This is a genomic window from Streptomyces sp. NBC_01445 (assembly GCF_035918235.1).
GTDB lineage: Bacteria > Actinomycetota > Actinomycetes > Streptomycetales > Streptomycetaceae > Streptomyces.
This window is the reverse complement of sequence record NZ_CP109486.1, coordinates 502,413-522,101: the sequence shown is the minus strand read 5'-3', so window position 1 is coordinate 522,101 and position 19,689 is coordinate 502,413. Positions and strand designations below refer to the sequence as shown.

Genomic DNA, 19,689 nt, shown 5'->3' with positions numbered 1-19,689 from the left:
ACAATCACCCTACTACAGTTGGCTTATGTCACCACGATGGGACCCGAATCCTGACGTACGCACCGGCCGTCACGTCGTCTACAACCTTCACGTCCACTTGGTGTTCGTCACCAAGTATCGGCGTAAGGCACTCACCGACGCCATGCTGACGCGCACCGAGGAGATCATGCGCGACGTCTGCACCGACTTCGAAGCCGACCTGAAGCAGTTCAACGGCGAACAGGATCACGTCCACCTGCTTGTGCACTACCCGCCCAAGGTCCAGCTCTCCAAACTGGTCAACTCCCTCAAGGGCGTCTCCTCCCGCAGGCTCCGCCAGGAACACAGCGCACACGTGCGCCGCTACCTGTGGGGCGGACACTTCTGGTCCGGCTCCTACTTCGCCGGATCCTGCGGCGGCGCACCGCTGACCGTCGTCAAGCAGTACATCGAGAACCAGCAACGCCCCACCGGCTGAGAACAACACCGCAGACCCGTGCGAACCGCGCGGGTCAGAGCAGCCCTGAGATGGCCTTCACCCCCGCCGTAAACGGCGGAGCACTGGCCAAGATCAGAGGTAGATGACGCGGACGTGGTCGAAGTGCCCGCCGGTGGCCGAACCATGGCTGCGGCTATACGTGCAGCTTCTGGAGCATGTCTGGTGTGCGGAGGCGGACTGACCGGGGCGGCAGCTACTGCTCCCAGAGGGTCGTCTTGAACGTGTAGTCGACGGCCCATTCCACGGAGGGCTCGCCCAGGCGCGTCCACTGGGCTTCCTGGACGACCGCGCGCACTATGACGCTCCCGTGTGCGGGTGACCAGCCACTTCTCCTTGCCGGTGTCCGGATTGAGAGTCATGGGTGGCGTCGTGCCCCCTGGAGGCGGAGGCATACCACCGAATCGGCGGCCTCGTCCTGGAGCAGATCCCCATCGACGGCTCGATCACCAAAGCACCCGGAGGCAGAGAAGCCGCCGGACGCTCATCTGTCGCCCGAGGCAGACAGGGCTGACTTTGTTCGCGAGTTTCGGTTCTGGCTCAACTTCCGTGAAATCCATGCCGACCGGGCTCGTGCCAGCCTCTGGACGAGCCGCTGACCTGCCAGTTCGCCAGGGCCGCCAGCCTCGGACACCGAGGATCGGTTCGACTCCACGGAAGTTGTGCCAGAACCCGAGTTTCGGCAGCAGATTTTCACCAGTCTCGACAGCAGCTGTCCTGGGTGGTGTTCGATTCGGCTCGGTCATCTGCCGGGCGGCGGTGGGGGTGGTTGGAGCGGCCGACCCGCTGGCAGAAGCGCGCCGCGGCCCGCTGGCAGACAGTGCCACCGGCCCGGTGAACGCTCAGCGGGGCCCCAGGGCAGGCACGCGGTGGCAGGCCGGAAGGCGGCAGAGGATGGTGGAGGGTGTGGAGGACTCCGTGCTCGGCCCGGTGCTGGCCCGCCTGCTGGAGCGGTCGCACGACACCGCACCGGGCGAGCTCGCCGCGCTCATCGACCATGGCGCGCGCGACCTGGGCCTGGCCGGCGCGACGGTCTACCTCGCCGACGTCCAGCAGACCCAGCTCATCCCCCTGGCTCCGTCGGACGGCGGCGCGGACGCCGCGCTGGCCGTGGACGGCACCCTGGCCGGCTGGTGTTACCGCACCCGCTCCCAGCGCCTGGCCACGGACACACCCCACCTGGTGCTGTGGCTACCTCTGGTCGACGGCATCGAGCGCATGGGCGTGCTCCGCCTCACCGCACCCCACCTGGACCCCAACACCCTGGAGCGCGCCAAGGCACTGGCGTCCCTGACCGCCCTGCTGGTGGTCTCCAAGACCTTGTACAGCGACACCCTGCTCACTACGGTGCGCACCCGCCCGATGACGCTGCAGGCCGAACTCGCCTGGGCGTTCATGCCGCCCCGCACTTTGGGCACCACGGCGGTCACGTCCAGCGCCGTGCTGGAACCCGCCTACGAGATCGGCGGTGACGCGTTCGACCACGCGCTCGGCGAGCGGAAACTGCACCTGGCCGTGGTTGACGCCATGGGCCACGACACCGCCTCGGGCCTGTGCGCGGCACTCGCCCTAGCCGGCTGCCGCTCCACCCGCCGCGCCGACGGCACCCTCGCTGACATTGCCCCCGTCGTCGACCAGGCCCTGCGCTGCTGGGTTCCGGACCGGCTTCTGACCGCCGTCTTCGCCGACCTCGACCCCGTGACCGGGGAACTTGCGTGGGTCAACTGCGGCCACCCGCCCCCGCTGCTGATCCGCCGCCAGCGCGTTGTGGCCGGCGCCCTGGCCCGGCACCCCAACCTCCCCCTCGGCCTCGGCCTCGGCCACCCGGACTCTGCCCCTCCGGTCGAGCGCTTCCAGCTCGAGCCCGGAGACCGGATCCTCATTCACACCGATGGCGTCACCGAGGCCCGCTCACCGGCCGGCGGGTTCTTCGGCGAAGACCGCCTGGTCGACACCGTCGTGCGGGCCACCGCCGCCGGCGAGCCCGCGCCCGAGGCCCTGCGCCGTCTCAGCCGCGACATCCTCGACCACAGCGGACACCTGACCGACGACGCCACCATCCTGCTGGCCGAATGGCATCCCCTCCGGACCCCCGACTGATGCGAGCCGGACCCGTTCGATTCCGCGGGCCCCAGGGGTGCTGTCAAAACTGGGGTTCTGGCACAACTTCCGTGGAGTCGAACCGATCCTCGGTGTCCGAGGCTGGCGGCCCTGGCGAACTGGCAGGTCAGCGGCTCGTCCAGAGGCTGGCACGAGCCCGGTCGGCATGGATTTCACGGAAGTTGAGCCAGAACCCTTCAACTGACAGCGTTTGTTCATGGGTTCCGGCGGCGTTTGGCGATCGTCGGACCTCTGGATGTTCGCAGCACCTCGTCCGCCGTGCTGGAGGCAGTGAAGGGCGTGGAGATGAGTGCGTGAGTCATGGCGCCAGTGTCCGGACAGCGAGCGTCACTTCCGCCCCGGCAGCGGCCAACACACGAGCTGTCTCGATCCCGAGTCCGGAAGAACACGACTGCGGGTGACGCCGTCGCCGAGACGATCGAGAAGTCGACCGAAGGCCGGACAGGCGGCGCTCACCGGACGTACGGATGATGAGGTCGGGGTCCGGCAGTCCGCTGGTGGAAAGGTAGTCGCCGACGGCCCGCTCCGCGCGAGGGTCGTAGTCGCTGGCGCGCATGGCCTGGGCGACGGCCTGGCGGACGTCGGCGCGGCCGTTGATGAGGATCTCTGGAATCGGCTAGGGCTACTCGGGGTGCCGGTAAGAACTCTGTCACCAGCCGCAAACGGCGGTGATCAGTCCTCGGACCTGGCGGGTTGGGGCAGTTCCGGCGTGCTCGTCGCCTCAGCGAGTGCGAGGCGACCGCCCTTCAGCTCGGGCACGTAGTTGCGGGGGAACCGGATGCGCACCACCGGCCGTCGTTCAGGCCCGGGTGTAGCCGCCGTCGGCGAAGAGTTCGGCGCCGGTGACGAACGACGAGGCGTCCGAAGCCAGGAAGAGAGCGGCCTCGGCGATTTCCTTGGCGTCGGCCAGCCGCCCCAGTGGCACGACGGCCTCGGCGAACCGGTCGACGTCCGGCCCCGCGGCGCGCAGCAGGGCAGGGGTCCGCGTGGGTCCCGGGCTGAGGACGTTGACCCGGAATCGACGCTCCCGTGACTGCCGGGCCCAGTTGTGCACGAGGTTGCTCAACGCTGCCTTCGAGGCGCTGTAGACCTCGAGGTGCTCATTGGGGCGCACGCTGTTGCTTGAGCCGATGACCAGGATGGAGGCGTTCTCCGCCAGCAGCGGAAGCGCCTTCTGAACGGTGAATAGTGGGCCCTTGACGTTGACGGCGAGCGTCAGGTCGACGTTCGCCTCGGTGTGGGCGCCGAGCGCGGCGTCCGCGACGATTCCCGCGTTGGCCACCAGCACGTCGATGCGTCCGGCCTCCTCGCGGACTCGCGCGTAGAGCGCGTCCAGGTCGGCCAGGACCGAGACGTCGGATCGTACGCCGGTGGCCGCAGGACCAATCTCCTTGAGTGCCGCTTCGAGGCGGTCGATGTCCCGGCCGGTCACGAAGACCCGTGCGCCCTCCCGGACGAAGCGGTGGGCGATGGCCAGCCCGATCCCGCTGGTCCCTCCGGTGATCACGGCCACCTTCTCCTGCAGCACGCCTGGCATGTCGAACCCCTTCAGTTGTGGAATGGATCGTCCACAACGTAAGCGGTAATGGACGATCGAGTCAAGAATGGATAGGCTGAGACCATGCCGAGACCACGCGCATTCGACGAACGCCAAGTCCTGGAGCGGGCCCGGGAACAGTTCTGGGCGACCGGCTATGCAGGAACCCGGATGGACGACATCGCCCAGGCGACCGGCCTGGGCAAGGGCAGCCTGTACGGCGCATTCGGCGACAAGGGCAAGCTGTTCCACCGCGTGTTCGGCGACTGGTGCACCGCAGTCGTTGAGGTGGCCGAAGGGCGGCTGGCAGGTGGCCCGGACGCAGAGGCCTTGGCCCGGCTGTCGGGATACGTGCACCTAATGGCGGAGAACACCGCCTCCGACACCGAGCGCCGCGGGTGCCTGTTGGCCAAGGGTGCGGCGGAACTGGCCCAGCACGATCCGACGGTCGCCGCACGGTCGGCCGAGACCATGACGGCACTGCTGACCCTGCTGCGGACGGAGATCAGCGCCGCCCAGCGCCACGGCGACATCGATAGCGCTGCGGATCCGGAGCGGTTGGCGGCACTGCTGCTGACGGTGGTCCGCGGTATCGAGGCGGCAGGCAAGGCCGGCCTGGACCCGGAGACGCTACGGAACATTGCAGACACCGCACTGGCAGTCCTCCCCATGCCCGAGGGGCAGAAACGCCTCGCAACCGGGCGCAGTCCGGCCCGCAAAAACTAACTTGGCGCCATCACGGCCACATGATCCGCCGGACAGTGCCTAGGACCAGGGCCAGGCTCGCCCAGATCTCCGGGGGGCCATGCCGACGCCCTCCCACAGATCCGCGATCCTGAGCCGCAGGCGTCGGTCTGGTCGCCCCCACGGCCGGCACCCGCACGGCAAGCCGCTGCTGACGTTCAAGCAGATCGCCGTGGTGGTCGCGTGGACGTATGGGTGAAGCGGCCGGACGGCGCCGACTACGACGCTCCGCACATGTCCAGCACGGTTCGCGCCAGCTCGCGCAGCCAGGCGTGGGCGTGGTCGGTGTCGTAGCGCTGATGCCACGACAGGTATATCGGTGCCGACGGCAGTTCGAGCGGGAGGGGGAGCACGACCAGGCCGAGGTCGGCGACCGCGGACCGCGTGGTGGCTTCGGGGACGCTGATCAGGAGATCGGAGCCGCGCGCGAACTCCAACGCGGCCGCTTCCGTGGGCGCGGTCGCCACCACGCGGCGGGTGAGGCCGAGCCGTGCGAGGGCGTCGTCGAGGGCATTGCTGAGGTTGCCACGTCGCGAGACGGTCACGTGCTCAGCGGCGGCGTACCGCTTTGCGGTGACGGTCTTGACGCGGGTGAGGGGGTGCCCCTGCCGCACGACGATGACGAGGCGGGTCTCGCCCACGTTCTCGGCACGGATGTCCGGTGCGCTCGGGCGGTTGGCGTTCGCCTCCAGGTCGACCTCGCCGCGCCGCAATTCGGGGGTGTCGACGCTCGATTCCGCGACGAAGCGCAAGCGCACGCCCGGCGCCTGTCCGCGGACGGCCGCGAGCAGTGCGGGGCCGCTCAAGGCGACCAGGGAATCGTGCCAGCGGAGGGTGAAAGTGCGCTCTAACGTTGCCAGATCGAGTTCACGGCTCGGTGCCAGCACCCCCTGGACCTGGTGCAGCAGCTCGTGCACCTGTTCCCGGACGGCGATCGCATACGGCGTCGGGGTCATCGTGCGGCCGGTGCGCACCAGGATCTGATCCCCGGTCGTGCGCCGGATTCGGCCCAGACTCCGGCTCATCGCGGGGGCGGTGACGTGCAGGCGCGCGGCGGCCCCGGCCACACTCCCCTCCTCAAGCAGCGCGTCGAGCGCGGTGAGCAGGTTCAAATCCAATTGCATGTGAGTAATCCTAGCCGTGCTTAACATGCATTTGAAGTTAATGATGGGGCTCTATACCTTCGAGAGCAGAGCGCAAGACGGAACGCACAGCTCGATCCGACCGGCCTCAACACCCCTCTCTCACACGGGAGTACCGCCATGTCCGAAACGCTTCAGACCACTGACCACGCCGCCTCCGACGCGGACCTGCTCGGCCAGACCGCGATCGCCGTACGCGCGGCCGGTTCGGCGCTGCGCGAGCGCTTCGGCGAGGTGGTCCGCTCCCAGACCCGCGAGGAGCTGATGCGCGCGCTCGCCGTCAACGACGACACGGCCCTCGATATCCTGCGCCCCCGCCTCACGCGCCTGCGCCCGGACGCCGGCTGGGTGGAGGACGAGTTGGTCGGCGGGGCGCTGCCGTCCGGCGAGTGGTGGGTCGTGGATCCGGCCGAGGGCAACGTCAACCACCTGCACGCGCTGCCGGATTGGGCGGTGACCGCCACTCTCGTGCGGGACAACCAGCCGGTGCTCACCGTGGTTCACCTGCCGTTGACCGGCGAGACCTACACCGCGCTCGCCGGTGCGGGCGCCCACCTCGACGGCCGGCCGCTGCGCGTCTCCCGGACCGAGGACCTCGGCCTGGGCATCGTGGCCACCAGCCAGGCCCGGCCGGACGAGGACGAGAAGGTCGTGCGGCGCGTCGGCTCCTCGATCAGCGCGATGCTCTTCGACGCGCTCGTCGTCCGCACCTCCGTGCCCGCGACCCTGCACCTGACGAACGTGGCTGCCGGCCGGATCGACGCCTTCTGGCAGTTCGCCGGTGCCCGCGCGGACCTGCTGCCCGGGGCGCTGCTCGTCACCGAGGCCGGCGGACAGATCTCCGACGCCGAGGGCCGCCCCTGGACCCCGCAGAGCGAGAGCTTCCTGGCCGCCGCGCCCGGCGTCCACGCCGAGGCCGTCGCCACGCTCTCACGCTGACCGCGCACCACAACCCGCACGCACGGAAGGACCAGATCATCATGACCACGATCGCCGTTCTCGGAAATGGCCGCGTCGGCGGCAACCTGGCCACAGCCCTCATCCGGGCAGGGCATGAGGTGACCGTGGCGGACCGCGCGCCGGGCGCCGCCGCCGACGCTGCCCGGACAGCCCGGATCGTCATCAACGCCACCCCGGGCGCCGGCTCGCTGGACCGGCTCGTCGCCCTGCGCGAGGAACTGCGCGACAAGATCCTCGTCGATGTCTCCAACGCCACCGTCGACGGACCGGACGGACTGCCCGCCGACCTGATCTACCCCGGCTCAAGCCTCGCCGAGCAACTCCAGGAAGCGCTCCCCGAGACGCGCGTCGTCAAGACACTCAACACCATGCTCTTCCCGGTGATGACCGCGCCGGCCACGCTCACCGAGGCGCCCGACGCCTTCCTCTCCGGCGAGGATCCGCAGGCCAAGCAGACCGTCCGTGAACTGCTCATCGACCTCGGCTGGCGCAAGGAGTGGATCACTGATCTCGGCGGGATCCAGACCGCCCGCGCCACGGAGGCCGCAATACTCTTCGTGCCGCATGTGATTCGGTCCAGCGGATTCGCGCCCTTCGCGATCTCGATCGCCCGCTGACCCGCACACAGTGCACCGCCCCCGGCGGGCCCACATCCAGAACGGATACGACGGCGCAGCCAGGGCCGGCGATTCAGTGCCGGACGGCGCCCCGTGGCCACCCGTCCCGGGGCCGTCGGCCTCGCACCGAGGAATCAGCCCATCTCACGGCGGACTCGCTTGCGGAGTTGGTCGCGAATCTGCCCGCCGATACGGCCCTGTTCTCGTATAGCTACGGCGAGAGGACATGTAGCTCAGCGTGATTTCAGGGCCTCTGCTGGAGTACGGGGCTCGGGACAGCTGCGTTGCTCATGGAGGCGAAGTCGGTGTGGGCCTGTTCGACGGCTTCCGGGTACGCCTCGCGCTTGGCGTGCTCGGCGAGCGCCCGGTAGATGCTGGCCACGGAGGGGTTCTGTCCCTTGCGCTTGCCGGTGGGGATGATCAGGTCGGGCTGGATCTGCTCGACAGACTCGCCGCCCGCGCGGCGCCGGAGCACGGTGTGGAGCATGTCGTCGGTGATGACCGGCGGCCGGCCGCCGTGACTGCCCTTGCGGGCCGCGGTGTCGAGCCCTTCCAGCGTCGACTCGCGGATGTTCTCCCGCTCCGTCTCCGCCATCGCCGCGAAGAACGCGAACAGCAGTTTGCCGGGGCCGGTGGGATCGTAGATGCCGGACAGGGGCCCGGCGAGCATCTCCAGGACCAGGCCGTGGGCGGTGAGGTGGTCGGCGAGGGCGGTGAGTTCGGCGGCGTCGCGGCCGAGGCGCTTCATCTCGTACACGGTGAAGATGACCCGGCAGTGCGGGGCGTGGGCCTTGACCTCCCGCGCCGTCCTCAACGCCTCCTCGCACCGGGGGCGGACCCGCACCCGGGTGCTGATCTTCTCGCTAAAGATCTTGTCCCTCGGGATGCCGTGTTTGCTGAGCGCGTCGAGCTGGGAGTCGAGTTCCCGGCGCAGCCGGTTACCGTGGGCCAGGGCGAGAACGAGTACGGTCACGCTATCTGGCCGCTGTTCCCGCGTTCGTCGCTTCGCCGCCTGCTGGGAGCGATGACCGCTGCGGCAGCGGATCAGCGAGGACCAGCAGCGGCGACAGCATCCGCCGCCAGTGCGCCGAGTACGACGACCGCAGCACGGTACGGACCCGGGCCTTGTAGCGGGCCTCGTTCGCCGCAGCCTCCGCCGCCAGCGCCTTGAGTGTCTTCTCCCCGCCGACCACGGGGAAGATCACCCGCCGCACCGTGCCCGACGGCTCCGACAAGGCCGCCTCCGCGACCCGCAGCAGCATCGCCTCCTTGCCCCGGACCTTCCTCAGCTCCGCCCCCAGTTCCTTCTCGACCCTCCGCTCCGCACGCGTGTTGATCTTCAGTACGAGCTGGATGAACAGGTCCACCAGCGAGTCGGTGATCTCCGTCTGCCGCACGTGGCACAACGTGGCCAGCAGTGTCAGGCGCCGCGGCGGCTTCATCCGCTCCAGGTTCGCCGGGTACTCCTTCGACGCCCGCGCCCGCCAGGCGTCCACGAGCTTCTCCGACACGTCCGCGAACAGGTCCGCGGGCAGCTCCAGGCGCCGCACCCGCTCCAGCTTGTTCACCTCAGCCAGCAGGCTCTCCAGGCCCGGAGCAGCGGGGTCGGTCTTCAGCTCGGTGAAGTGCGACCGCCCGCCCCCGGCCGCCGCGCCGTCGCCGTCGACGCCCTGCTCAGTTCCGTCGCCCGCGATCAGGGCCTCCAGCCGTGAGCGGGTCGCGTGACCGAGCCGGTCCAGCGTGCTGCGGCAGAACCGCTTTTCGAAGTCCTTGACCGCCTTGCCGACCAGCCGCCGCACCTGCCCGGGCGCCGGCGGTTCGACGTGGTCATTGCGGCACCGGGCCACCACCGCGGCCGCCAGCCGGTCCCGGGACAGCTCCACCGGACACAGCTCGGTCGCCAGCCACGCGGCCAGCCGGTCCTGGTCCTCCTCGGTGTTCGCCCGGAACCCGTACGCCGCCCGGATCTCGCCCCGATGCCGCTGGATGGCCTTGCTCTGCCAGTCGTACTCCGCCCACGCCCCGGCCGGGACCTTCACCTGCTGGGCCACGTACTCCACCGCGGCGGCCGGCACCTCCCTGACCGGCTCCGGGAACCGGGCCTCCACCTCGAAGAACTTCAGCAACAGGGCGAACCCGAGCCGGGTCGCCCCGGACTTGTTCCGCACCCGCTTCATGTCGTCTTCGAGCAGCGTCCAGACCTCGATCAGGTCCTCCGGCTCCCAGTCCTGCCGCACCCCGCCCCCTCCACCCCAACCGAGATCACTCGTTCAGCTCAACGAAGCGCCCAGCCAGGGGAAACGAGCACCAGGGCAATCACACGGCGCTACATGTCCGTTCGCCGTAGCTATACGAGAACAGGGCCATGTAGGGCCGTTGACCTCGGCCGGGACTCTGACCTGGCTCGCAGGCTCCAGGAACGCCTTCTGGACGCAGTTGACCTCGTCGTACAGGAAGACCTTGATCCGCCTGGCGAACTCGACGACCTCGAACTGCGGGTCGTCGAAGAGGAAGGTCATCGAGCAGTGCTGAATACATGCCCTTCGGCACAACGGACGCCGGTGCGGCCCTCGAACTTGGCGCCCACCTGGGCGATCTTCCCGACTGCCGGCATCAGGTCAGGCCCCTTGTAAGTGACGCACCGTCTTCTGCGCCGGCCAGGGCCCTCCTTGGCGCTCTCTGCAGGAACTTCGCAGCTCGTGTACTGGATGTCGGCCGTAGGCGACCTCCAGGACCTCCTGGTTCACGGCGATGTCGACGACGTCGTCCATCAGATGGAGAGCGACTCGAACTCCCGCAGCGACTCGGTGACGTACTCGGGGTAGGTCTGGCCCTTGTCGTACAGGAGCGCCTTGTTGCGCCGGACGGAGTCCATGAACTTCACTTCGGAGTTCGTCGATGAGGAAGGTCATCGGCAAAGGTGCTGAACATGTGTCCCTCGGCACAACAGACAACGTTGCGTTCCTCCGGCTGCTCCTCGAAGAGGGGCAACAGCTTCGCGTCCAACTCGCCCGGGGCAGCGCCACGTACGTGGCCTTCCTCCACCCCACGTTCGGCACCGCCCTCTTGGTGGGCGTCGCGGTCGTCACGCTCCTGCACCTCCTGCTGAGGCCGTGACCCCCGCATCGCCCGCATCACCGTCGACGGAGAGTCGGCGGCTTGTCGGTGGCGCTTGCGAGCATCCGGCGAACTGTCTCCGGGTGCCAAAGCTGCGGCTGGTCGGTGGATCGCGGCGCGGTGTGACGGTGTGTCCGGGAGGCCCGACCGGAGGGGTGTGCCTTGATCGTCGGGCGGTCCCGCGCAGGGGCCGGAGCATCAACCGACGGCCGTGGCGCGTCCTGGATGCCGCGGCCCTTGCCGAGGAGCACCGATCGTGACACTGATCTCGCACCATGCGGTATCCCAACGACGTGGTGCCGCAGCCGCAGACGAGCGGCCGCGGCGCCCGGTGCGGCGTGCCGCTCTCCTGCTCGCCACAGCGGTTTTGCCGGCAGCGCTGCTCGTGGTGCCCACCGCCACGCCTGCCGCGGCGGCGCCGACAACCGTCACCTTCAACGCGGGCGCCAACCAGCCCTTCACCGTCCCTTCCGGCGTCACCCAACTGACCGTCACCGCCACCGGCGCCGCGGGCCAGAACGGGGGGGGTTATGGTGGCGCAGGCGGGAGCGGGGCCACCGTCACCGGCACCCTGACCGCCACCCCGGGCAGCACCCTGTTCGTGAACGTCGACACCGGCGGCGCCCCGGGATCCGGGGACTTCCCGGGCGGCGCCGGCGGCGGTTCCAGCGACGTCCGCACCTGCAGCTCGGCCAACGTCAGCTGTGTCCTGACCGGCAGCATCGGCACCGACCCCCGCCTCATCGTCGCCGGCGGCGGAGGCGGCGGCGGCTTGGGTCTCGATGGTGCCCCCGCCCCCGAGGCCACCGGCGGGGACGCCGGAGACATCGGCCAGCCCGGCGGCGACAGACCGCTGAGCGGTGTCGGCGGTGGCGGAGGTACCCAGACCACCGGCGGCACCGGCGGAGCCGCATGCTCACAGCCCTTCTCCGTCGCCGGCACCGACGGTACGGCCGGCGTCGGCGGCACCGGCGGGGGCAGCAACGGCTGGGGGGGAGGCAGCGGGGGCGGCGGCTGGTTCGGAGGCGGCGGAGGCGGTGGCTGTTACGGCAGCACCAATAACGGCATGTACGGTGCCGGTGGTGGCGGTGGTGGGTCGAACCTCGTGCCCGCCGCCGGTACCTCCGGCCCCGCCACCGGGCCGGCCGAGGTCACCATCACCTACGAACCGGCGCCGACCTGCGCGACCGCCACGGCCACCATCACCGGCACCAACCGCAACGACGTCCTGACCGGCACCCCCGGCAATGACGTGATCTTCGCCCTCGGCGGCAACGACGTGGTCGACGGACGCGGTGGCAACGACCTGATCTGCGGTGGTGACGGCAACGACTCCCTCACCGGCGGTGACGGCAACGACCGCGTCGAGGGCGGGAATGGCAACGACTCCCTCATCGGCGGCAACGGCAACGACATCCTCATCGGCGGCAGCGGCAACGACGCGCTGTCCGGCGGCGTGGGCAACGACGCCAACGATGGCGGACCCGGCAACGACGCTCTCAACGGCGGACCCGGGACCAACACCAACAACGGCGGAACCGGCCACAACAGCTGCACCAACCCCACCACCGGAACCGGCTGCAACACCTGATCAACGATCACCAGAAACGGGCCCCAGCGTCCGTCCTCGCCGCGGCAACCACCACGTGGCCCACCGCTACAGCTCCTCAGTACGCAAGAAGGCCTGTGCCCCTGCTGACCGCAGGGACACAGGGCCTTCTTGGGCGCTCCGCGCTGCTCCCGGCACACCCCGAAGGCCTCGCAATCGCGTTGGTCTGCAGCGGAGCCGCGGACTTGTTGTCCGCGGACGCGGACAACAAGTCCGCCCACGAACGGGGCAGTGAGGTTTCCTCAATGAAGATCACTTCCAGTGCCCGTTGAGGACGAGGGCGGCGCGAGCAATGTCACCGATCCGGCTCGGGCTCAGCGTGATGTGCAGTAGAGCGCGCCATCGTTGCTTGAGTTCGGCGGCGGTGGGCTCGCCGAGGGCGCGCACATGCCGGAGCAGTGCGTTGGTCACTTGATCGTGGCGTCCTTACGCAACGGTCCGCGGCTCGTTTTGCCGGTAGCGGTCAAGTTCGACCGGGTCATGGGCGGAGAAGATTTCGACCTGATCGCCATGGTCTTTGGCCAGTTCGCGCAGCCGGGCCTGGTTGCGGTGGCGGGCGGGGCCATCGACTTGGACCAGGGTCTGGAAGAAGCCCAATCCTGGCGTGGAGCGGGGAGCGAGTGGATCGATCTCGCCATGGGAGAAGTAGGCGTCCCCGGCGTGAAGCAGCCAGCGGGGGCTGGTTACGCCTTCCGGTCCCTCGTGACGGCGCACCGCCACACCGGCGTGGCCGCGGGTGTGCCCAGGTAGCGGTATCAGCGCGATGTCGGCTGAGATTCCCTGGAGTTGTCGTACGCCCTCGAAGCCGAACCAGTGGTCTCCGCTGGTGGGGTTGTAGGTGACCCAGTCGGGCCCATGGGCCCATTGACCGGCTCGGTATCGGAGACGTTCAGCCCTCGTGGCGGCCTTCATTGCGGCCTGATGCTCGGTCGCGTGGAGGTGAACCTTTGCCCTGGGGAAGTCGGGCAGCCCGCCGGCGTGGTCGAGGTCGAGGTGGGTCAAGACGATGTGCCTGACGTCGTCGACGGCGAATCCCAGCCCGGTCACCTGGCGCGCCGCTGTCTCGGCGAGGTCCAGGCGCGGACGGGTGAGGAACAGGAATTCGCGGCCCAGGGATTGCTTGGGGTTGGCGATGTCGCGTAGGCCGACCCCGGTGTCCACCAGCACCAATCCTTGGTCGGTCTCGATCAGTAGGCAGTGGCAGATCATCCGAGCGGTCTGGAACGGCAGCCGGTTGCCGTTGATGAGCCGGCCGCCGACCGGCTGCATCGTGCCGCAGTTCAGGTGATGGATGCGCATTATGGTCCCCCTCCAGGTATGCGGTTAAAAATCGATGATTGACAGTCAGTTCGCGTCGTGGTGCGCCATCTAGTCCTCCAGGTGGGCCACACGCTGGGCGAGCGAGCGCACCATGGTGGTGTCGTGTTGGACAGCGACGCTCACGCTAAACAGTGGAGTACGGTCCAAGGTCAAGCCGCGATCGGACGGAGGGGCATGCGTATCGGAGAGCTGGCCGCCCAGGCGGGCATCACGAAGGACACCATTCGGTTCTACGAGAAACTCGGCCTCGTCACAGGTCGACGGCTGACCAACGGCTATCGCGACTTCCCACCTGAGACGGTGACCTGGCTGCACTACATCCGCACCGCGCAGGCGCTCGGATTCTCACTGGCGGAGATCGCACAGCACGGCGAGGAACTGCGCGACGCGCCGGATACCGCGGAAGCACTGTCTGCGTTGCTCAAGGGGAAGATCCAAGTCATCGACACGCGCATGGCCGAACTCGCCGCACTTCGAGCGGACCTTGAGGTGCGCGTCGGCACCGGATGCCCGTTGCAGGCGCCTCATTGAGAAAACCTCAGTGATCAGCCACGCCGCTCTGTTGCCCGCGGACAACAAACTCAAAGGGGCGCCGGAAACGCATGAAGGGCCGTACCCACCTGCCAACAGCAGGTGGGCAGGTCCGCGGATACCAAGCGGGTATGGCACCACGGCTGGTGATGTTGTTCGAGGGCTCCTGGAACGCAAAAAAGCGTCCCCCACTGCCCGGATTTGAGGTCCGGGACAGCGGGGGACGCTTCATGTGTGCTCAGGCGTCCAGGTCGATGCCTGGCGGGGTTTCCCGTTCAGGATCAGGGAACGGCAGCTGGTGGAGCGCGGCCGGGGGTGCGGACCCGGGCGCGGCGGGGTGGGTGGCTCGGTGCGGATGAGCGCGGTCGCGGGGAGGAGTGCGAGCTGTCCGGCGGCGGTTGCGCGGGCGGCGAGGGTGAGTGAGCGGGTGACCTTGTGGTGTCCGTGATCAATCCGCAAGTGGCATAGCTGGCAGGCGGCGAGCAAGTTGGTCTCTCGCACGTCTTCGGGGGTGTGGTTGAGGTGGGCGGTGGGTGAGGCCGACCACGGACCCGGTGTCGGGGTGGATCTGCTCGTGGACGGCTGGGCAACGGCCGCCGGGATGCGTCAGGCCGCAGTGGCCCGTGCACTCGCAGCGGCCACCTGCCCACTCGAACCGGATCCGCGCGCTGATCTCATTCCAGTCGCGCGGGTAGCGGTGCAGATCCCTGTCAAGTCAGCGTGTTGAGATCTTGAGGGTCTGGCTGTGTGGTTGCGGGAACCGGGGAGGTGGGCAGGTGCCAGGTGAGAATCCAGCCGGCGGCAAGCGCCGCCGCGCCGCCTGCCAGGGCGATTGCGCCGCCTGTTCCGATGCCTGCGGCCACCGCGCCGAAGCAGGCCGGCCCGACGCCCTGCAGCGTCATGCTGCCGGAGCCGAGCAGGCCGAAGGCTTGGCCCTGGCCATCCTGCGGTAGGGCGTCCAGGAACGGCCGTTGCAGGCCGAGACCGTAGGCGTATCCGAGGCCGCTGAGCAGCAGCAGGCAGGACGAGACGCCCACTCCGGGCTCGGCAGCGAAGCCGATCAGCGGCAGTCCCATCAGCGCAATCAACGGGACTACCAGTCGCTCCCGGGTGCGTGGCCGTAGGAGTCGGCCCACCAGCAGGTCACCGACAAGCATGCCAACCGGCAGACAGCCCATCAGCACCGCGTACCAGCCGGGCGCGAAGTGGCGTTCTCCCGCGTAGGCGACGATCAGGCCTTCCGCGCCCGCTACGAACGCGGGCGGTAGCCACTGGGCCAGCATCAGTCGTCGCACTGTGCGTCCGCGCAGCAGCAGGCCGGCACCGTGCAGGCTTGCCCGGACGGCCCCGCTATCGCCCCGAGCGCTGCCGGGTGTGCCGCCGAACTCTCCCCACTGCAGCCGGGGTAGCCGGATGCGGATGGCGAGCGCGCAGCCGAGGTAGAGGGCGGCGCTGACCGCGAGCGCCCGGCGCGGGCCGAGTGCCGCGACGGCCGCACCTCCCAGCGCCAGACCGAACAATTGCGCGCCGGAGGCAGCGATGTTGTTCAGTGAACGGCCCAGTACATAGGCGTCGCCCTCCAGCGACTGCGCGACCAGCCGACTCGACGCGCCGTGAAACACCGGTGTGGCGAGGGCGACCAGCGCCACGACACCAAGGCTTGCCGCGATCGGCATCCGCACCAGGGCGAGCAGCAGGGCGGCGGCGCACTCCAAGGCGTAGCCGCCGGTAATGAGCGCGCGGGGCGGCAGTCGGTCGGCCAGTGAGCCCAGCAGCAGCGAGCCGAACAACTGCGGGAGGAAGCCGATGCCGAAGGCCAGTGCGCTCAACAGCGCGGAGCCGGTGCCCGCGAAGACCAGAACCGAGAACGTGGTGATCCGCAGCGCGTCCGCAGTGATCGCGACGGTGCGGGTTGAGAAGAGCAGCCGGAATCGCGGCTCGGCCAGCACCTCCCGGTAGGTGGCACGGTGGTTGCCCTGCGCGGGCTCGGCGGTTGGGGTCATGACGCGCAGCCTCGCCGTGCGCCGATGCCACTCACCAATGATTCGTCGCTGGACGAATCGGAGCAGACGTCCTTCGGTAGCATGGCTGGGTGCTGCGCTTCGAAGTCTCCGTCGAGGACCTGCTGCGCAGCCGCTTCGCGCTGTCGCCCGCGATGGACCTGTGCTCGCTGCTGCGCTCGCTCGCCGGCCACGACCGGCCGCTGCCGCGAGCCTGGGCCACCCGGCTCCTGCCGGCCTTTGAACGCCTTCGCCGCGAGAGCGAACTGAACGCCGCCCTCGCCCTGCACACCCTGCAATCCGGACCGAACTTCGTCGCCCCGCCCCCGCGCGGCCTCAACCAGACCTGGGCAGACGACCTGGCCATGATCCGGGCCACACCGCTGGAAGCGGCCCGCCACGAATTCGCCACCACCGCGACCGGCCCGTTGGCCCGAGACCCCCGCGTACGCGCAGTGCTGGACTCGACCGACGCCGTCTCCAGGATCGCCGAGGCGATGGACCAGGCGTGGCACGAGCTACTCGCCCCGGACTGGCCGCAACTGCGCACGATTTGTGAGCGCGATGTCGTGCACCGGGTGGGTGTGATCGGCCAACACGGCTGGGCCACGACCATCGAGAGCCTGCACCCGAGCATCGCCTGGCGCACCGGCGGTATCGAGATCGGCCACTTCCGGGACGGAACAGTCCGCCTCGCCGGCGACGGGCTACTGCTGATCCCTTCGGTCTTCGTCGGGAATATCGCCGCCCACCTGGAAGACCCCTGGCCCAGGACCTTGGTCTATCCTGCCCGCGGCACCGCCGCCCTGTGGGGCGAACAGGAGACCGTTCCCCAACCGGACGCGCTGACCGCTCTGGTCGGCCGGGCCCGAGCCCGGCTGCTGGTGGCGCTGGACGCCCCCGCCAGTACCAGCCACCTCGCCCGGAGCCTCGCCATGACACCCGGCGCTGTAGGAGACCACCTCGCCATCCTGCGAGGCGCGGGACTGCTCGTCCGCGCCCGGTCCGGACGGTCCGTGCTCTACCGGCGCACCCCGCTCGGCGAGGCACTGGTCGCCGGTTCGGGCTGAGGACTCAGGTCAGTACTGCTTCTTTGAGGCGTCGCCAGTAGCTGATTGCGCAGCCGAGGGTGAGGCGCGCCGTCACTCGTCCGGGGGGAGTCGTTTCCGCTGGATGGGGACGACGTTCGGGTGGGGCCTGGTGAGTGCGTTGCGGAGTTCTTGATTCTCGAGCGTGAGCTGATTGATGACTCGGACGAGCGCGGGGACGTCGGCTCGCAGCCGATTCAGTTCGTTGTACTTGTTGGAGATCGTCTCTTTGAGCTTCACGATCTTATGGCGGAGGTGGGCTTCGACGTCCGGGGTTGCTCCGCGGGCTACCTGATGGAGGTCCTCGCCGGCCGCCGCACCCGCACTGAAGTGATCACCGCCCTGCGCGCCTACGCCCGAGCGGTCACGGGCCACGAGGTGGCCGATCCTGTCTGAGGCGCTACCCGCGTGATGCGGCGGCGTCCGCCGAGCCGGGCATCGCGGTGAGCATTCGCCAGACCCCGCGGACGTGGTCCGCCATGTCGATGTCGGGGTCGCTCAGCCACTGGAGTTGGATGCCGTCGGTCGCCGCGACGAGGGCTGAGGCGGTGAAGTGCGGGTCGAGCCCGGGGCTCGCTCGGCCGGCCCGCTGCTCGGTCGTGAGGTGCTCGGCGATCGTGGTGCGCAGCAGGGCGAAGCGTTCCCTGAAGTACGTGTGGGCCGGGTGTGCGGGGTCGGTCGAGGCCGCGGCAAGAGTGACGTAGAGGCGTACGCGGGCGGAGTTGGCAGCGTTCGCCGTCAGGGCCTTGGCCAGGAATTCGCCTGGATCGCGCGCGACGTCCAGGTCGCGGAAGCGCGCCTCGGCCGCACGGTCGTTGGCGCGCAGGACCTCGGTGAGCAGGTGGTCCTTGGATTCGAAGTAGTGCATCAGCCCGGTCAGGCTGATGTGACTCTCCTTGGCGACCATCCGCAGGGTGGTGTTCCGCTCGCCCTCGCGGCCGAAGATCTCAAGGGTGACCTTGAGGATCTCCTCCCGCTTGGCGACCCCCTTGGGGTAGGAGTTTCTGACTGTCACGCGCCCACCCTATTCGGCCGCCATCGCGCCTGCGCAAAGCCTTGTCAGTAAAAACAGTACGCCGTACTGTTTCGTGCCAGTCGCAGGTGCGGCCCACCGAAAGAAGGTCCCGATGGCGAGACCCCCTGGGGAGTTCCGAGCCCCCTCCCTGCTCCCTGCCGATCCGGCGGGAGCGGCCTCACCGGTCGACGGCCGGGCGCTGCGCCGCCTCATGGCATGCATCGGCCCCGCCAACCTCGGCGTCGCCCTCGTATGGGGAGCTGTCCCCGGCACCCTGCTGGCACTCCAGGTCCAGCGCACGGTCGGCGAGGACGCGAAGGTGGGCACGCTCGCGGTCGTCACCACGGTGGGCGCGCTCCTCGCGATGGTCGCCCAGCCCGTCGCGGGAGCCGTGTCGGACCGGACCCGCAGCCGTTTCGGCAGGCGTGGGCCCTGGATCGTGGCCGGTGTGACGACCGGTGGCCTGGCCCTGATCGGCATGGCGTTCGCGTACTCCGTACCGGCGTTGCTGGCCCTCTGGTGCCTGGTGCAGATCGGCTACAACTTCGCGGTGGGCCCGCTCTCGGCCGTCATGCCCGACCGGGTGCCACCGGAGAGGCGTGGCCTGTTCTCCACCGTCACCGGCCTCGGCTCCATGTGCGGCTCGCTCCTCGGCCAGATCTTCGCCGCCGTCTTCGAGGATCGGATCACCACGGCATACGTGGTACTCGCCGCGCTCGCGACGGCCCTGGCGGTCGTCTTCGTGATCCTCAACCCGGACCGCCCGAGCCGGGACGCGCCCCAGGAGCCCTTTCGGGTCCGTGAGTTCCTGGCAGGGCTGTTGCCGAACCCGCGTAAGTACCCCGACTTCTTCTGGGTGTTCCTCAGCAGGCTGTGCACGAACCTGTCGTACTTCCTGGTCTTCGGGTACAAGCTCTACATCCTCCAGGACTACATCGGCCTGCACGACGAGGCGATCGACCATGTACCCGCCCTGGCACTGACCGCCGTCGCGGGCCTGCTCCCGGCCGCCGTGATCACTGGCCCTCTCTCGGACCGGCTCGGCAGGCGGAAGGTGTTCGTCGTCGCCTCGGCGGCCCTCATCGGCTGCGCCATGCTCATCCCGTTCGCCGTCCCCACCCTGACCGGCATGACCGCGATGGCCTTCCTGGTGGGCATCGGCTTCGGCTGCTTCCAGGGCGTGGACACGGCCCTCATCTCCCAAGTGCTGCCCTCCGAGCGGTCCTTCGCCCGCGACCTCGGCGTCGTGAACGTCGCGGCCACCCTGCCGCAGGTCCTCGCGCCCGCCATCGCCGGAGCCGTCGTCCTCTGGCTCGGCGGGTACCGGACGCTCTTCCCCCTCGCCCTGGTCTTCGCGCTGCTCGGCGCGGTGGCGGTCCTGCGCGTGAAGGGAGTCCGATGACCGCAGCCGAC

The 19,689-nt window shown here is 69.2% G+C and carries 21 protein-coding genes and 1 pseudogene; 11 read left to right on the top strand and 11 right to left on the bottom strand.

Annotated elements, in window-relative coordinates:
* Window positions 1-25: 25 nt before the first annotated feature.
* From tnpA to OG574_RS50570, 3 genes and pseudogenes are all read left to right on the top strand, one after another.
* A complete protein-coding gene (gene tnpA / locus OG574_RS50580) occupies window positions 26-457 on the top strand; it encodes an IS200/IS605 family transposase (RefSeq protein WP_326779114.1) in 432 nt (143 codons plus the stop codon).
* Window positions 458-863: 406 nt separating this feature from the next.
* Window positions 864-986, top strand: a pseudogene (locus tag OG574_RS50575) (IS5/IS1182 family transposase); the annotation flags it as partial.
* A gap of 383 nt (window positions 987-1,369) precedes the next feature.
* Entirely contained in the window at window positions 1,370-2,575 is a 1,206-nt protein-coding gene (locus OG574_RS50570) for a PP2C family protein-serine/threonine phosphatase (protein ID WP_326779113.1), read from the top strand.
* A 319-nt stretch (window positions 2,576-2,894) separates the two neighbouring features.
* Here the strand turns inward: OG574_RS50570 and OG574_RS50565 are convergent, their stop codons facing one another.
* Window positions 2,895-3,194, bottom strand: coding sequence for an undecaprenyl diphosphate synthase family protein (locus OG574_RS50565; RefSeq protein ID WP_326779468.1), 300 nt, complete (start codon window positions 3,192-3,194; stop codon window positions 2,895-2,897).
* Window positions 3,195-3,395: 201 nt separating this feature from the next.
* Window positions 3,396-4,133, bottom strand: coding sequence for an SDR family NAD(P)-dependent oxidoreductase (locus OG574_RS50560; RefSeq protein WP_326779112.1), 738 nt, complete (start codon window positions 4,131-4,133; stop codon window positions 3,396-3,398).
* Window positions 4,134-4,217: 84 nt separating this feature from the next.
* Between OG574_RS50560 and OG574_RS50555 the strand changes: the two genes are divergently transcribed.
* Window positions 4,218-4,859, top strand: coding sequence for a TetR/AcrR family transcriptional regulator (locus OG574_RS50555; RefSeq protein ID WP_326779111.1), 642 nt, complete (start codon window positions 4,218-4,220; stop codon window positions 4,857-4,859).
* Between the two features lie 236 nt (window positions 4,860-5,095).
* On the opposite strand, the gene OG574_RS50550 is transcribed toward OG574_RS50555, so the two are convergent.
* Window positions 5,096-6,001, bottom strand: a complete 906-nt coding sequence (locus OG574_RS50550; protein WP_326779110.1) for a LysR family transcriptional regulator — start codon at window positions 5,999-6,001, stop codon at window positions 5,096-5,098.
* Window positions 6,002-6,139: 138 nt separating this feature from the next.
* On the opposite strand from OG574_RS50550, the gene OG574_RS50545 reads away from it, so the two are divergent.
* The gene (locus tag OG574_RS50545) at window positions 6,140-6,958 is read left to right on the top strand and encodes an inositol monophosphatase family protein (RefSeq protein WP_326779109.1); all 819 of its coding nucleotides are present in this window, start codon (window positions 6,140-6,142) and stop codon (window positions 6,956-6,958) included.
* A 41-nt stretch (window positions 6,959-6,999) separates the two neighbouring features.
* Entirely contained in the window at window positions 7,000-7,596 is a 597-nt protein-coding gene (locus OG574_RS50540) for an NADPH-dependent F420 reductase (protein WP_326779108.1), read from the top strand.
* 244 nt (window positions 7,597-7,840) lie between these two features.
* Here the strand turns inward: OG574_RS50540 and OG574_RS50535 are convergent, their stop codons facing one another.
* The 3 genes from OG574_RS50535 to OG574_RS50525 are packed head-to-tail and all read right to left on the bottom strand — an operon-like array spanning window position 7,841 to window position 10,115.
* Complete coding sequence (locus tag OG574_RS50535; RefSeq protein ID WP_398380205.1) at window positions 7,841-8,569, bottom strand: recombinase family protein; 729 nt, start codon at window positions 8,567-8,569, stop codon at window positions 7,841-7,843.
* A 1-nt stretch (window position 8,570) separates the two neighbouring features.
* The gene (locus tag OG574_RS50530; RefSeq protein WP_326779107.1) at window positions 8,571-9,833 is read right to left on the bottom strand and encodes a DUF4158 domain-containing protein; all 1,263 of its coding nucleotides are present in this window, start codon (window positions 9,831-9,833) and stop codon (window positions 8,571-8,573) included.
* A gap of 33 nt (window positions 9,834-9,866) precedes the next feature.
* Window positions 9,867-10,115, bottom strand: a complete 249-nt coding sequence (locus tag OG574_RS50525) for a hypothetical protein (protein WP_326779106.1) — start codon at window positions 10,113-10,115, stop codon at window positions 9,867-9,869.
* Between the two features lie 412 nt (window positions 10,116-10,527).
* Here OG574_RS50525 and OG574_RS50520 point away from each other — a divergent pair, with 412 nt between their 5' ends.
* Together OG574_RS50520 and OG574_RS50515 are read left to right on the top strand one after the other, a co-directional pair.
* Window positions 10,528-10,713, top strand: a complete 186-nt coding sequence (locus OG574_RS50520; RefSeq protein WP_326779105.1) for a hypothetical protein — start codon at window positions 10,528-10,530, stop codon at window positions 10,711-10,713.
* A 256-nt stretch (window positions 10,714-10,969) separates the two neighbouring features.
* Entirely contained in the window at window positions 10,970-12,304 is a 1,335-nt protein-coding gene (locus OG574_RS50515; protein WP_326779104.1) for a calcium-binding protein, read from the top strand.
* A 270-nt stretch (window positions 12,305-12,574) separates the two neighbouring features.
* Here OG574_RS50515 and OG574_RS50510 read toward each other — a convergent pair whose 3' ends face one another.
* Both OG574_RS50510 and OG574_RS50505 read right to left on the bottom strand, forming a co-directional pair.
* Window positions 12,575-12,733 (bottom strand): hypothetical protein, encoded by a 159-nt coding sequence (locus OG574_RS50510; protein ID WP_326779103.1) that lies wholly within the window; start codon window positions 12,731-12,733, stop codon window positions 12,575-12,577.
* A gap of 15 nt (window positions 12,734-12,748) precedes the next feature.
* The gene (locus tag OG574_RS50505) at window positions 12,749-13,621 is read right to left on the bottom strand and encodes an MBL fold metallo-hydrolase (protein WP_326779102.1); all 873 of its coding nucleotides are present in this window, start codon (window positions 13,619-13,621) and stop codon (window positions 12,749-12,751) included.
* 195 nt (window positions 13,622-13,816) lie between these two features.
* Between OG574_RS50505 and OG574_RS50500 the strand changes: the two genes are divergently transcribed.
* The gene (locus OG574_RS50500; RefSeq protein WP_326779101.1) at window positions 13,817-14,173 is read left to right on the top strand and encodes a MerR family transcriptional regulator; all 357 of its coding nucleotides are present in this window, start codon (window positions 13,817-13,819) and stop codon (window positions 14,171-14,173) included.
* Between the two features lie 710 nt (window positions 14,174-14,883).
* Here OG574_RS50500 and OG574_RS50495 read toward each other — a convergent pair.
* Window positions 14,884-16,176 carry an MFS transporter gene (locus OG574_RS50495; protein WP_326779100.1) on the bottom strand — a complete coding sequence of 431 codons (1,293 nt, stop codon included), beginning with the start codon at window positions 16,174-16,176 and terminating at the stop codon, window positions 14,884-14,886.
* 89 nt (window positions 16,177-16,265) lie between these two features.
* Here OG574_RS50495 and OG574_RS50490 point away from each other — a divergent pair, with 89 nt between their 5' ends.
* The gene (locus tag OG574_RS50490) at window positions 16,266-17,243 is read left to right on the top strand and encodes an ArsR/SmtB family transcription factor (RefSeq protein WP_326779099.1); all 978 of its coding nucleotides are present in this window, start codon (window positions 16,266-16,268) and stop codon (window positions 17,241-17,243) included.
* 72 nt (window positions 17,244-17,315) lie between these two features.
* On the opposite strand, the gene OG574_RS50485 is transcribed toward OG574_RS50490, so the two are convergent.
* On the bottom strand, window positions 17,316-17,636 hold the full coding sequence (locus OG574_RS50485) for a hypothetical protein (RefSeq protein ID WP_326779098.1): 321 nt from the start codon (window positions 17,634-17,636) through the stop codon (window positions 17,316-17,318).
* A gap of 25 nt (window positions 17,637-17,661) precedes the next feature.
* Window positions 17,662-18,276 (bottom strand): TetR/AcrR family transcriptional regulator, encoded by a 615-nt coding sequence (locus OG574_RS50480; RefSeq protein ID WP_326779097.1) that lies wholly within the window; start codon window positions 18,274-18,276, stop codon window positions 17,662-17,664.
* Between the two features lie 112 nt (window positions 18,277-18,388).
* On the opposite strand from OG574_RS50480, the gene OG574_RS50475 reads away from it, so the two are divergent.
* Window positions 18,389-19,678 carry an MFS transporter gene (locus tag OG574_RS50475; protein WP_326779096.1) on the top strand — a complete coding sequence of 430 codons (1,290 nt, stop codon included), beginning with the start codon at window positions 18,389-18,391 and terminating at the stop codon, window positions 19,676-19,678.
* The last annotated feature ends 11 nt before the right edge of the window (window positions 19,679-19,689 follow it).

Excerpts from the sequence above, each read along its gene's own strand:
- tnpA (WP_326779114.1), top strand. The coding sequence starts at position 26 with ATGTCACCACGATGGGACCCGAATCCTGACGTACGCACCGGCCGTCAC.
- OG574_RS50570 (WP_326779113.1), top strand. The coding sequence starts at position 1,370 with ATGGTGGAGGGTGTGGAGGACTCCGTGCTCGGCCCGGTGCTGGCCCGC.
- OG574_RS50560 (WP_326779112.1), bottom strand. The coding sequence starts at position 4,133 with ATGCCAGGCGTGCTGCAGGAGAAGGTGGCCGTGATCACCGGAGGGACC.
- OG574_RS50555 (WP_326779111.1), top strand. The coding sequence starts at position 4,218 with ATGCCGAGACCACGCGCATTCGACGAACGCCAAGTCCTGGAGCGGGCC.
- OG574_RS50550 (WP_326779110.1), bottom strand. The coding sequence starts at position 6,001 with ATGCAATTGGATTTGAACCTGCTCACCGCGCTCGACGCGCTGCTTGAG.
- OG574_RS50545 (WP_326779109.1), top strand. The coding sequence starts at position 6,140 with ATGTCCGAAACGCTTCAGACCACTGACCACGCCGCCTCCGACGCGGAC.
- OG574_RS50540 (WP_326779108.1), top strand. The coding sequence starts at position 7,000 with ATGACCACGATCGCCGTTCTCGGAAATGGCCGCGTCGGCGGCAACCTG.
- OG574_RS50525 (WP_326779106.1), bottom strand. The coding sequence starts at position 10,115 with ATGACCTTCCTCTTCGACGACCCGCAGTTCGAGGTCGTCGAGTTCGCC.
- OG574_RS50505 (WP_326779102.1), bottom strand. The coding sequence starts at position 13,621 with ATGCGCATCCATCACCTGAACTGCGGCACGATGCAGCCGGTCGGCGGC.
- OG574_RS50500 (WP_326779101.1), top strand. The coding sequence starts at position 13,817 with ATGCGTATCGGAGAGCTGGCCGCCCAGGCGGGCATCACGAAGGACACC.
- OG574_RS50495 (WP_326779100.1), bottom strand. The coding sequence starts at position 16,176 with ATGACCCCAACCGCCGAGCCCGCGCAGGGCAACCACCGTGCCACCTAC.
- OG574_RS50475 (WP_326779096.1), top strand. The coding sequence starts at position 18,389 with ATGGCGAGACCCCCTGGGGAGTTCCGAGCCCCCTCCCTGCTCCCTGCC.